The sequence below is a fragment of the Collinsella sp. LCP21S3_D3 genome, from assembly GCF_052118305.1.
Lineage (GTDB): Bacteria > Actinomycetota > Coriobacteriia > Coriobacteriales > Coriobacteriaceae > Collinsella.
Window position 1 is genome coordinate 15,086 of record NZ_JBQKHK010000006.1, and the last position, 12,736, is coordinate 27,821.

Here is a 12,736-nt window from a genome sequence, read left to right on the forward strand (position 1 = left end):
TTTTCATGCCTCTTGCAGATTCCTTTAGCCTGCTCGTCTTGGGCCAGGGTAAGTCCGGTCTAGATGTCGCTCGCTGGGCGCTTGCGCACCCCGAGCGCGTGAGTACCGTTACCGTGTACGGTGGCGGCACGTCCGAGCCCAATGATGCCACGCGCTCGCTCGAGGCGCGCGGGGTATCGTTTGTCTACGGAACCGAGCAGGTCGAGGGCGCGTTTGATGTATGTGTGACGTGTCCGGGCATCTCGGAGTTCTCGGCATTCTTTAAGGCTGGCCGCGATCACGCTGCCCAGATCATGGGTGAGCCCGAGTTTGCCTACCGCCTGTCTCCCCAAAATTGGATCGCCATTACGGGCACCAATGGCAAGACGACCACCACGTCGCTGACCGACTACCTGCTTAAGGCAGCGGGCGAGGCGAGCGTTGCTGTCGGTAATATCGGTGAGCCTCCGGTGAACGAAATCGACGACCGCGCGCATAACGAGTGGTTTGTAGCTGAGCTTTCGAGCTATCAGATCGCAACGACGACCGAGCTTCACCCCCGTGTGGCGGTGCTGCTCAACATTACCCCCGACCATCTGGGCTGGCACAAGAGCCATAAGAACTATGCGCTCGCCAAGATTAAGCTCTTCGAGAATATGGTCGATGATGACCTTGTGGTTATCGACGTCGAGGATGCCGGTATCCATGAATTCGATGAGTATGTCTACACGCCGGGTCGTCGCATCTGCAAGGTCGCCTTTGACGAACCTGCGGGCGAGGACGCCGCATTTGTGCGCGATGGCAAGATGGTCATTCGCCTGAAGGGCGTCGAGACCCCGCTCATCGCCACGTCCGAGCTCAAAATCTCCGGACATCACAATGTCATCAATGCCCTGTGCGCTGCCACGGCTGCCCTGGCCGTCGGTGCCGATGTCGACGGTGTGTGTCGCGGCCTGGCCTCATTCCAGCCGCTGGAGCACCGCGTTGAGCCCTGTGGCGAGATCGATGGCGTGCGCTACGTCAACGATTCCAAGGCAACGAACACCGATGCGGTCGAAAAGGCCCTGACGGCGTTTCCCGACGACGACGTGATCTTGCTGCTCGGTGGTCACGATAAGGGCACGCCACTCGAGTCCTTCGCCCGCGTTGTCATGGACAACGTGCGATCGGTCGTCTGCTTTGGCGATGCGCGCGAGCGCTTTACCGCCGCTATGGACGAGGCCGATGTCGATGGTGACGTTGATATCGCTCAGGCTGACGACCTGCGCGACGCCGTCGACGTTGCCCGTTCGCTGTCGAGCCGAGGCGACGTGATCCTGCTTTCTCCCGCCTGTTCTTCGTTCGATGAGTTCTCGGGCTACGAGGAGCGCGGCCGCGTGTTTAAGGACTACGTGGCCCAGCTTGCCGCCGCAGCGAAATCGCAAATGGAATAGGGGCCGCCGGTGAGAGAGGAGAGCCCCCGACAAGATATGAGGAGGCCCGACTCGGACCGTGCTTCCTCGCAGCGCAGTACGCCGCGTTCCGGTCGCGGCGGGCAGACGCTCAGCGAACGCTATATTGCCGGCGTCCCCGCCCGCATCATGCGCCCTCGTTTGATATTCATGGCGTGCCTGTTTACTTTAGTGTGCTTTGGGCTGCTGATGGTGTACTCGGCGTCATCGGTCGAGGCATTGCACGAGAACGGCTCGGCGACGTTTTTCCTGGTTCGACAGGCTACCTTTGCCGGAGTTGGCGTGCTTGCCATGGTTGCGATCGTTCGCGTCTTGCCGGACAGCTGGTTTGGGGAAAATGTACTTAGGATCTTCCTTATCGGCATGATTCTCTTGTTGTTTGCGGTATTTCTTGTCGGCAGTGGCAGCCGTGGCGCCACGCGCTGGCTCAACATCGCCGGTATTCAGTTCCAGCCGTCTGAGTTTTTAAAGCCGTTTGCCATCGCGTATTCTGCCATCATACTCGACCGTTTCTTTTCGCCCGGTGGCAACATCAACGAGTTCCTTCGTAAGATGGTCGTCTACTTGGGCATTTCGCTCTTTTTGATCTTTATCCAGCCCGATTATGGCACCGTCTTGATCATCTCGCTGACCCTCATGTGTATGGCGTTATTTGCGGGCCTAGACCCCAAGTTTATCATCGGCGTGATCATTCTCGTCATTGTCATGAGTGTGTTTGCGCTTGTTGCAGAGCCGTACCGCATGGTGCGTGTTCAGGTTGCCCTGAACCCTTGGGCCGACGAGTATGGCGATGGCTATCAGGCAACGCTTGCCATCATGGCGTTTGCTTCGGGCGGCTTGTTCGGCCGCGGCATCGGTAACTCCACCATGAAGTATTCGTATCTGCCCGAGGCACACAACGACTATATTCTGGCCATTATCGGCGAGGAGGTCGGTTTTGTCGGGACCGCGCTGCTCTTCCTGGTCTTTGCGATGCTGATTTACTCAGCGTTTCGCATTGCCGAACAGGCTGCGGACCGTCGCGGAGCGCTCATGGCATCGGGTTCCGCAGTCATTCTCGCGGTACAGTTTTTGATCAATGCGCTGGGCATCCTCAACGTGTTTCCCATGACGGGTAAGCCGCTGCCGTTTATCAGCTACGGCGGTTCGTCGATTATCGTATCGCTTATGCTTGCGGGGCTGATCTTGCGCGTCTCGCACGAGAGCGCCCGTCGTGATGAGTACGACCGTCGCCGCGAGAGCTTTGCCGTTATGGACGAGAGCACCGCCGGCGTGCCCCATGTGCGCGGCGATCGCCCTTCGCGCAACGGTTTTACCGTCTTGGATGGCTCTGCGTCCGAGCCGGCGGCTCGTCCGCGCCCGCGAACGGCTCCGCAGGGGCGTCCCCAACGCCCGAACCCCCGAAGCTCGGGCGGCGGATATAATCGAATCAATTTGAATTCGGACCCGTCGGCGCGTCTGCGCACCGACGATCAGGGACCGCGCGTACGAAGGGATTTTCATGACCGATAAGATGACCGTTGCTATCGCAGCCGGCGGCACGGCGGGACATATCAACCCTGCGCTTGCCTTGGCTGAGGAGTTGCGCGACCGCGGACATCATGTTGTGTTCGTGGGCCAGTCGCACAAGCTCGAGGGTCGTTTGGTTCCCGAGGCCGGGTTCGATTTTGTACCTATCACGGTCACGGGCTTCGACCGCTCCCGTCCTTGGACCGCGCTGAGCTCGCTGTGGCGCGTCAATAAGGCCAAGCGCTCGCTCGCCAGCCATTTCTCAAAGGTTGGCAAGCCCGATGCGGCTATCGGTTTTGGTGCCTACGTCGAGGTCCCGCTGCTGGGCTGGTGCAAGGATGCGGGCGTTCCGTATCTGCTGCACGAGCAGAACTCTGTTCCGGGCCTGGCCAATAAGATGATGAGTTCCCATGCCGCCCGCGTGTGTATCTCGGTGCCGGCTGCGCGCTCTGTCTTTGAGCGCGAGGGCGACCCCGAGCATGTGCTCATGACCGGTAATCCGGTGCGCCGCTCGGTCATTGAGGGCGATCGCGCCCGCGGCCGCGAGGCACTTGGCGTGCCCGAGGATGCGACGCTTCTGCTCGTCTTTGGTGGTTCGCTCGGTGCCCAGCATCTCAACGAGCGCGTAGCCTCGCTCAAGAGCGAGCTGCTGACCCGCGAGAATCTCTACATTTTGCATTCGACGGGAGCCGACGGCTTTGAGGACACCGAGCGTGCTTTGGCGCTGACGTCCGATGAGACGAAGCGCTATCGCGTCCAGCCCTACATTGACAACATGGGCGACATGCTAGCTGCAGCTGACCTGGTGCTCTCGCGCTCCGGCGCCTCGAGCGTGGCCGAGATTGCCGCCCTCGCCGTGCCTTCGGTGCTCGTGCCGTATCCGCATGCCACGGCCGACCACCAGACGACCAATGCGCGTTATCTGGTCGATGCCGGTGCCGGCGTGCTTTGTGCCGATGCCGATATCGATGCTCCGGCGTTTGCCGAGGAGCTGCTGCATCTGGTCGATGACGCCGCAGCGCGCGATGCCATGCGTCAGGCGGCGCGCGGGTTGGCTCAGGACCGCGCCGCCGCACTTTTGGCCGATGCGGTAGAGGGTTTGCGTTAGTTAGACGGGATATCGAGCTTGCGCTCGCGCGGATGCGGTAGGTGCGGTACAGTTAACGGGTTACAGGCAGTGTTTACGCAAGGAGTACACGAGCACATGGCTGATTCCCAGACTGCAACCTCCGCGCCCGAGTTCAAGAGCGCCCACTTTATCGGTATCGGTGGCGCCGGCATGAGCGGTATCGCTCTCGTTTTGCACGAGCGTGGCTATGCCGTTACCGGTTCCGACCTTAAGACCTCGCGCTACATTCGTCAGCTTACCCGTGCTGGCGTGAAGGTTCATGTGGGCCACGAGGCCGCCACGATCGATGAGGTCAAGCCCGACGTGGTCGTGGTCTCTACCGCTATTCCCGAGTCCAACCCCGAGCTTGTGCGTGCTCGCGAGCTCGGTATTCCTGTGTGGCCCCGCGCCAAGATGCTCTCGGCTCTGGGCCACGGCTACACCACCATCGCTGTTGCCGGCACGCACGGCAAGACCACGACGTCCTCGATGTGTGCCACCATGCTCGACCGCATGGGTCTGGATCCCAGCTTTTTGATCGGCGGTATCGTCGAGGGTTACGATACCAACGGAAAGAACGGCTCGGGTGACTACTTTGTCGCCGAGGCCGATGAGTCCGACAGCTCGTTCCTGTTCCTGAACCCCAACGTGGTCATCGTGACCAACGTCGAGGCCGACCATCTCGACCACTACTCGGGCATCGAGGAGATCGAGGCCACCTTTGCCAAGTTTATGGGCCTGGTTGGAGAGAGCGGTACCGTCATCGTTTGCGGTGAGGACCCGCATCTGGTCGAACTCGCCAAGTCGACGGGTCGCCACGTGCTTTCCTATGGCTTTGCCGAAACCAACGACGTCGTCTGCGTGCATCCGGATGTCAAGGGCATTCAGAGCGACTTTACCGTTCGCTTTGAGGATGGGACCGAGCATGCTGTCGAGATCAAGAGCAACCCCGGTCGCCACAACATGCTCAACGCCACGGCAGTGCTAACCGTTGCCCATGTCCTGGGTCTCGACGTCGATGCCGCAGCTGAGGCGCTTTCGAGCTTTGAGGGCGTCCGCCGCCGCTTTACCCATGTGGGCGATATTGATGGCATCAGCGTGGTCGATGACTACGGCCATCACCCCACCGAGATCAAGGCGACGCTCGCCGCCGCCTCGTCGCTAGGCTACAAGCATGTTGACGTCGTGTTCCAGCCGCACCGCTATTCGCGTTTGCAGGCGCTGTGCGATGACTTTGCCGATGCCTTCGCCAATGCCGATAAGCTGCTGCTCATCGATGTGTTCTCTGCCGGCGAGATGCCGATTCCGGGCGTAACCTCCAAGATGCTCGCTGATACTGTGCGCGCCAAGCACCCTGGCAAGGAGGTCGTGTACTGCTCCAGCCGTCTCGAGCTCAATCGTGAGCTCGAGAAGATGGTAGGTGAGGGCGATCTGCTGCTTACTATGGGCGCCGGCGACGTTACGACCGTTGGCCCTGAGTTCATCGAGTATCTGACTGCCAAGAAAGACGCTTAGCCCCTATGGGTCTGTTTAACGCCGTCATGGCGCTTTCGGGCATGATCGACACGGATGTAGTCGAGGATGAACGCCTTGCGCGTCATACGAGTTATCGTATCGGCGGCAAGGCCGACCTCTTCGTGACGTGCCATAGCTATCATGCCCTTCGTCGTGCCGTGGCAGTGCTCGACCGTGAGCAGGTGCCGTGGGTCATTATCGGCAAGGGATCTAATCTGCTCGTTGCCGATGCGGGCTATCGCGGCGCCGTCATTTCGCTGGGGCGTGAGTTTCAGCGCACCGTTGTTGCCGAGGACGGTTGCACGCTGACCGTTGGCGCGGGCGTTATGTTCGCACGTTTGGTCAACGATGCCCTGTCGCGCGGGCTTTCGGGCCTTGAGTTTGCGGTTGGCATCCCCGGCTCGGTCGGCGGCGCCGTATCTATGAACGCCGGTACGCGTACCGAGTGGATAGGTTCGCTTGTCGAGGATGTGGTCACGTTTGACCCGGCATCCGGCATTAAGCATTATGCGGGGTCCGAGATTGCCTGGGGCTACCGTGAGTGCAGCCTGCCGCGTAACGAGATTATTCTCGAGTGTGTGCTTAAGCTCAAGCCTGCGCCTAAGGCCGACATTCGCGAGCGTATGGAGCGGTACCTGACGAGGCGCAAACGCACGCAGCCCATGGGTCGCGCTTCTTGCGGGTCGGTCTTTCGCAATCCACCCGACGCGAGCGTTGGCAAGCTGATTGAGGATTGTGGATTAAAGGGTTTTTCGGTTGGCGGTGCGGAAGTTTCGCCCGTACACGCTAATTTTATCGTTAATAACGGTACCGCCTCGGCCGATGACGTGGCCGCGGTTATCAGGCATGTGCACGGAAAGGTGAGGGAGGCGTATGGCATCGAGCTCAGACCGGAAGTCAAATTCCTCGGCTTCTAGAGCATCGAAACCTACCTTCCGCCGCGCCGGAGGGCGTTCCGGCGCACCCGTCCAGCCTCAACGCAAGCCCCCTGTGTCCTCCAAGCCCGCTGGATCCGTACGGTCCGCCAAACGTCCGGTCGTCGGCTCGCAACTTGGTGGACGCACTGCCGCAAAAAAGACGGTTCACCCGGCTCCGCGCCCCTCGGTGACGTCTAAGTCGGCGATGGGTGCCAAGCCCTCTCGCCCCATAGTGACGCCCAAGCCCTCGCTGGGGGCTAAAGCGACGCATCCCGGCCGTACGTTGGGCGCTGCCAAGCCGCGCTCGTTGACGTCGGTGCCCGCCACTAAGGCACCTGCGACCAATAAGGGTATCAATCCGCTGTCGTCGCTTGGCGCCATGGCGAGTAAGACGTCCGAGGCCGCCTCTGCCGTTAAGGGCAAGGGCAAAATCGTGGGCGGTATCTTGGCGGCTGTGGCCGTGCTTGCCGTCGTTGCCATCGTCGTTATCAATTCCGGCCTGTTTGCCGCTACCGATATTCAGATCGAGGGCAGCGAGCATGTGACCAAGCACGATGCCATGCAGCTGATCAGTCTGCCCGAGAACACATCGCTCTTCAACGTAAATCCCGACCAGATTACCGAAGATCTCAAGCAGAACCCGTGGGTCTCGGGCGTGGACGTTCAACGGCAGTTTCCCCACACGCTCGTCATTACGCCGACGGAGCGCAAGGTCACCGCGATCGCTTATATAAGTTCCGACGATCTTGCCTGGGCCATCGGCGACGATGACACCTGGATCGCACCGCTTTCGACCTCTGTGGAGGTGGACGACCAGGGAAATGTCGTCACTTCGGGTGAGGGCGCCAACACGTTGAGCGGCATCGATGCTGCGTTGGCGCTGGCCAAGCACTACGGGGCCGTGCTGCTTACCGATGTCTCGGCTGATGTCGAGCCGGTCTCGGGGCGGGCTGTTTCTTCCAAGGCCGTTAAAGCGGGCCTGGATTACGTGCGTGGTTTTTCCGGCGAATTCTTGGCGCAGATCAAGGATATTTCTATACCTTCGGTCGAGGCCATCTCGGCGAATCTTGATAATGGCGTTGAGGTCTCGCTGGGCGATTCTGATGATATCGCCAAGAAGGAACGCGTCGTGACCAAGCTTCTGTCGCAGGTAGAGGGCGTAACCTACATTAACGTTCGGTCTCCCGGCAACTATACGTTTAGAAACGCACCGACCGCTTAGCGTCGGTGCGTGGCTTTGTTGAGGGGCCATACCACGCCGTTTATCTGGTTTGTTTGGTTTTCACGGTCAATTATTTGACTGATACGTTCATAATGTGCAAACATAATACGGTTTACCTTTGCATTTACTTTCAACCTGAAGGTTAATGTGCGCAGGGGTCAACCCATGCTATGGCTATAACCTTTGTTCGGAGGACCGACATGCACGAGACAGAGATCAACAACTACCTTGCCGTCATTAAGGTGGTCGGCGTCGGCGGCGGCGGTACCAACGCGGTCAATCGAATGATCGAAGAGGGCATTCGTGGCGTCGAGTTTGTTGCCATCAACACCGATGCTCAGGCGCTCGCGATCTCTGATGCCGATATCAAGGTCCACATCGGCACCGACCTTACCCGCGGCCTGGGCGCTGGCGCCAACCCCGAGGTTGGTCGCAAGGCTGCCGATGAGTCCCGCGATGACATCGCCGAGGCGCTCGCTGGCGCCGACATGGTGTTCATCACCTGCGGTGAGGGCGGTGGCACCGGCACCGGCGCCGCTCCCATCGTTGCCGATATCGCGATGAACGAGGTCGGTGCGCTGACCGTCGCCGTCGTGACCAAGCCCTTCACCTTCGAGGGCCGCAAGCGTAAGAAGAGCGCCGAAGAGGGCATTAAGACCCTTTCCGATTGCGTCGACACCATGATCGTTATCCCTAACGACAAGCTGCTCGACATCGCCGAGAAGAAGACCACCATGCTCGAGGCCTTCGCGATTGCCGATGGCGTCCTTTCCCAGGGTACCCAGGGCATCACCGACCTCATCACCGTCCCGGGCATCATCAACCTGGACTTCGCTGATGTTAAGACCATCATGAAGCAGGCCGGCACCGCCATGATGGGTATCGGTACTTCTTCTGGGGACACCCGTGCCGTCGACGCCGCCCAGCAGGCTATTTCCAGCCCGCTGCTCGAGAGCTCTATCGATGGTGCTACGCGCGTCCTGCTCTCCATCGCCGGCTCCAAGGATCTGGGCATCCAAGAGATCAGCGACGCTGCCGACGTTGTCGCCAACGCCGTCGATCCCGAGGCCAACATCATCTTTGGTACCGTTGTCGACGAGTCCCTGGGCGATCAGGTGCGCATCACCGTTATCGCTACGGGCTTCTCCGACTCTAATGTCAACCGTCAGGACGAGCTCTTCGCTGCCCAGCAGTCCCAGAGCAAGGCTTCCGTTGTCGAGCCTCAGCGTACCGCTCCCGCTGCAAGCTCGGCTCAGTCTGCCCCGACCCGCAATGTCGGCGGTACGGAGCTTCCCAATTTTGGTAACGACCAGTTTGAGCTTCCCGACTTCCTTAAGCGTGGTAGCTTCTAGTTCGTTTTTCTCAACGACCTGCACGGGGTGTGTCCATTTGGATGCACCCCGTTTTGTTTCTCGTTTGTAAACGAAAGTCTCCAATCTCTTTACGTTCCCCTTACGTTTGGTTCCTACCGCTGCGGGTATCCTTTTGTAGAAGTATGGCAGCCGTATGGCACGGACTGCTGCGGCTTGGCCGCGATACTCGTGTTATTAGGAGGCTTTAGTATGGCAGCACGTGCGGACAACGTTTCGCGTGTCGACCATGATGGAGTTACGTTGGTAGAGGGCGCGACGCACGATGTCCGCTTTGCCTTCACCGAACGCACTGGCGGTGTTTCCGAAGATGCGTACTCCTCACTCAATCTGGGCTCGCATGTTGGCGATGACCCCTTTGCCGTTCAAGAAAATCGTCGCCGCGTACTCGAGGCCATGGGTATTGTCGAGTGCGAGCACAACCTGCTTGTCCCCAATCAGGTACACGGTGACAATGTCGTGACGGTGACCTCGAACGGCGCCGATGATCTCGAGAACATTCGCGAGCAGATTGCCGAGGGCTGCGATGCCCTCGTCTGCACGGCGCATGAGGTGCCCGTGATGCTTTGCTTTGCCGATTGTGTTCCCGTTGTGCTGGTGGCTCCCGGCGGCTTTGCCGTGGTGCATTCTGGCTGGAAGGGCACGATTGCGCGCATTTCCGCCAAGGCGTGCCAAGCGCTCTGCGAGGCGGCTGGCTGCAAGCCAGACGACATCTCTGCCTATATTGGGCCCCATATCCTGGGTGACGAGTACGAGGTGTCCCAAGAACTTATGGTCCGCTTTGCCTCCGAGTTCGCGTGCATCGATGCTGCCGCTTCTCGTATGCTCGATCTTTCCGCCGCCATTCGCGAGGCGCTGATGGACGCCGGCGTCGAAGCGAACGGCATTGTGGACACCAAGCTCTCCACCGTTCGTCAGAACGACCGCTTTTATTCCTACCGCAACGAGGGCGGCACCTGTGGGCGCCATGCTGCGATCGGCGTGATGCTATGAGAAAGATCGCATCGGTCCTAAGCGCGGCAGTGCTCACGCTTACGCTGTGTGCCTGCTCCTCGGGATCTTCCACGTCTTCTATCACCGTGGCCGGCTCGACCACCTGCCTTCCCATTGCCGAGATTGCGGCCGAGGGCTTTAAGGAGGAGACCGGCACCGACGTGCTCGTCTCTGGCCTTGGCTCTTCTGCCGGTATCGAGGCCGTCAGCAACGGCACGGCTGACATCGCCAGCTCGTCTCGTGGCCTCAATGCCGACGAGCAGGATCTGGGCCTGACCCCGATTGTAATCGCGCACGACGGCATCGCAGTCATCGTGAACGACGGTAATCCGGTCGACAACCTCTCGACCGAGCAGCTTCGCGACATATACGCCGGTAAGATTACCAACTGGAAGGAAGTCGGCGGAGAGGACCTGAAGATTCAGGTTATTAACCGCGATGAGGCGTCCGGTACGCGCGAGGCCTTCCGTACCATCGTGATGGACGGCACGCCGTTCGATCGTCGCTCTGCCGTTCTTTCGGGCACGGGCCAGGTACGCGATGTCGTATCCCGTTCGCGTGGTGCCATTGGCTACATCTCGCTGGGTTTTGTCGAGAGCCTCAACGCTAAGACTTCGGTTAAGGCTGTTTCGGTCAACCATGTCGAGGCATCCGAGAAGACGGTCGCAAGTGGCGGCTATCCCATCTCGCGCGACCTTTACTTCTTTGTGAAGGGTACGCCTTCGCAGCGTGCACAGGACTACATTGACTATGTGACGTCGGAGAAGATGGACAAGCAGATTCGCGAGGCGGGCTTTATTCCCGTCACCAACGACGGAAAGGGGAGTGAGTAGCATGGAAGCACAGGAAACCCCCCAGATTGAGCGAGAGGCTCAGGCGCCCAAAAAGCGTGAGTTGGCGTTGGTGTCGCGCAGCACCTATCTCAAAGAGAAGGCGCTGCAGTGGATCTTCTTTGCTTGCGCGTTCTTGGCGGTCGTTACCGTCATCCTGATTTTTGTCTTTACCACGTACTCGGCGTTGCCCGTCTTTACCGACATCGGTCTGGCGGACTTCTTTAGCTTTACGTGGGCGCCCTCCGAGGGCCACTACGGCATCATGTCGCTGCTGGCGGGCTCTGGTCTGGTGACGGTCGGTGCGCTCGCCATGGGTGTGCCCCTGGGTGTGGGCACGGCCGTGTATCTGGTCGAGATCGCCGGCAAGCGCGTGCGCAGTCTCATCAGCCCCGCCGTCGACCTGCTGGCGGGTATCCCCTCCATCATCTACGGTTTCTTTGGCATGGTTATCATCCGTCCGTTTATCGCGCAGCTGACCGGCGGTCTTGGCTTTGGTGCGCTGACGGCGTGGCTCGTGCTCGCCATCATGATCGTTCCCACCATCACCACGCTCACCATCGATGCCCTCAATTCCATTCCCATGGGCATTCGCGAGGCATCCTATGCCATGGGTGCCACCAAGTGGCAGACCATATACAAGGTCGTGCTGCCTGCAGCCAAGTTGGGCATCGTCGATGCGATTGTCTTGGGCATGGGTCGTGCCATCGGTGAGACCATGGCCGTGCTCATGGTCGTTGGCAACGCTCCGGTCATCCCGGACAGCATCTCGAGCCCCATCTCGACGCTCACGAGCCAGATCGCGCTCGACATGAGCTATTCCTCGGGCCTGCACCGCTCGGCTCTGTTTGGCATGGGCGTGGTCCTGTTTATCATTTCCGCCGCATTGGTGGGCATCGTCCGTCTGATTTCCAAGAAGAAGAGGGGGTAGGCTATGTCCGATTCCGTTGACACGACGGTCGATACGACCTCGTCGCGCGAACGCATCAAGCGTGCCCTTTCCCATGGTAAGAAGGGCCGCATCAACAAGGATCTGTCCAACAAGATTATGCTCGGCGTGTTTCGCGCCGCGGCCTATATCACCACGCTGGTACTGGTCGCCATCATCGCCTACGTAGTTATCAACGGTCTGCCGCACATCTCGCTCGACTTTATCTTTGGCTGGCCGCAGGGAGTAAACGCCGAGGGCGGCATTTGGCCCACTATCGTCTCGACCGTCTACGTGACGGCGCTCGCCATGCTCATCTGCACGCCGGTTGCCGTCTTGGCTGCGGTCTATCTGGCCGAGTATGCCAAGCAGGGCAAGGTTGTCGACATCATTCGCTATGCTGCCGATGCCCTGGCCTCGGTGCCCTCCATTGTTATGGGCCTTTTTGGCTACGCCTTGTTTGTCGAGGCCATGGGCCTGGGTCTTTCGATGGTTTCGGCCGCCCTGGCGCTCGCACTTCTGATGCTGCCCATTGTCATGCGTACCACCGAGGAGGCAATCCGCGCCGTTCCGCGCTATATCCGTTGGGGCGCATATGGCCTGGGTGCCACCAAGTGGCAGGTCGTCTCCAAGATCGTGCTTCCTTCGGCTTTTGGCCGCATCGCCACCGGCATCGTACTTGCCATCGGCCGCGCCATCGGCGAGACCGCCGTGGTGCTCTACACCATGGGCCAGGCCATCAACCTGCCTATTTCGCCGCTCGATTCCGGTCGCCCCATGACCGTTCACCTTTATCTGCTTGCCAATGACGGCATCAACATGAACGCAGCCTACGGCACCGCGCTTTTGCTGATGGCGATTATTCTGGCCTTCAACCTGTTTGCGCGTTATCTGTCGCGCAAACGCCGCTAGTT

General features: G+C 59.8%; 11 protein-coding genes. All 11 read left to right on the plus strand.

Annotation, left to right across the window (positions count from 1 at the left end; all coding sequences use genetic code 11):
- Positions 1-5: 5 nt before the first annotated feature.
- On the plus strand, positions 6-1,412 hold the full coding sequence (gene murD / locus ACTQ1S_RS03955) for a UDP-N-acetylmuramoyl-L-alanine--D-glutamate ligase (protein WP_441053968.1): 1,407 nt from the start codon (positions 6-8) through the stop codon (positions 1,410-1,412).
- 9 nt (positions 1,413-1,421) lie between these two features.
- A complete protein-coding gene (gene ftsW / locus ACTQ1S_RS03960; protein WP_441063194.1) occupies positions 1,422-2,942 on the plus strand; it encodes a putative lipid II flippase FtsW in 1,521 nt (506 codons plus the stop codon).
- A complete protein-coding gene (murG, locus tag ACTQ1S_RS03965; protein WP_427719191.1) occupies positions 2,932-4,047 on the plus strand; it encodes an undecaprenyldiphospho-muramoylpentapeptide beta-N-acetylglucosaminyltransferase in 1,116 nt (371 codons plus the stop codon). The genes ftsW and murG overlap by 11 nt, the downstream gene beginning before the upstream one ends.
- A 96-nt stretch (positions 4,048-4,143) precedes the next feature.
- Positions 4,144-5,562 carry a UDP-N-acetylmuramate--L-alanine ligase gene (gene murC, locus ACTQ1S_RS03970; RefSeq protein ID WP_441063192.1) on the plus strand — a complete coding sequence of 473 codons (1,419 nt, stop codon included), beginning with the start codon at positions 4,144-4,146 and terminating at the stop codon, positions 5,560-5,562.
- A gap of 5 nt (positions 5,563-5,567) precedes the next feature.
- The gene (gene murB, locus ACTQ1S_RS03975; RefSeq protein WP_154515248.1) at positions 5,568-6,479 is read left to right on the plus strand and encodes a UDP-N-acetylmuramate dehydrogenase; all 912 of its coding nucleotides are present in this window, start codon (positions 5,568-5,570) and stop codon (positions 6,477-6,479) included.
- 187 nt (positions 6,480-6,666) lie between these two features.
- Positions 6,667-7,701, plus strand: a complete 1,035-nt coding sequence (locus ACTQ1S_RS03980) for a cell division protein FtsQ/DivIB (RefSeq protein ID WP_441016687.1) — start codon at positions 6,667-6,669, stop codon at positions 7,699-7,701.
- Positions 7,702-7,901: 200 nt separating this feature from the next.
- A complete protein-coding gene (ftsZ, locus tag ACTQ1S_RS03985) occupies positions 7,902-9,053 on the plus strand; it encodes a cell division protein FtsZ (protein WP_427719199.1) in 1,152 nt (383 codons plus the stop codon).
- A gap of 210 nt (positions 9,054-9,263) precedes the next feature.
- Entirely contained in the window at positions 9,264-10,064 is an 801-nt protein-coding gene (locus ACTQ1S_RS03990) for a polyphenol oxidase family protein (RefSeq protein WP_441063191.1), read from the plus strand.
- A complete protein-coding gene (locus ACTQ1S_RS03995) occupies positions 10,061-10,897 on the plus strand; it encodes a phosphate ABC transporter substrate-binding protein (protein WP_427795805.1) in 837 nt (278 codons plus the stop codon). The genes ACTQ1S_RS03990 and ACTQ1S_RS03995 overlap by 4 nt, the downstream gene beginning before the upstream one ends.
- 1 nt (position 10,898) lies before the next feature.
- Positions 10,899-11,825: a phosphate ABC transporter permease subunit PstC gene (gene pstC, locus ACTQ1S_RS04000; RefSeq protein ID WP_441033191.1), complete on the plus strand. Its 927-nt coding sequence runs from the start codon at positions 10,899-10,901 to the stop codon at positions 11,823-11,825.
- Between the two features lie 3 nt (positions 11,826-11,828).
- Positions 11,829-12,734, plus strand: a complete 906-nt coding sequence (gene pstA, locus ACTQ1S_RS04005) for a phosphate ABC transporter permease PstA (RefSeq protein WP_427727613.1) — start codon at positions 11,829-11,831, stop codon at positions 12,732-12,734.
- The last annotated feature ends 2 nt before the right edge of the window (positions 12,735-12,736 follow it).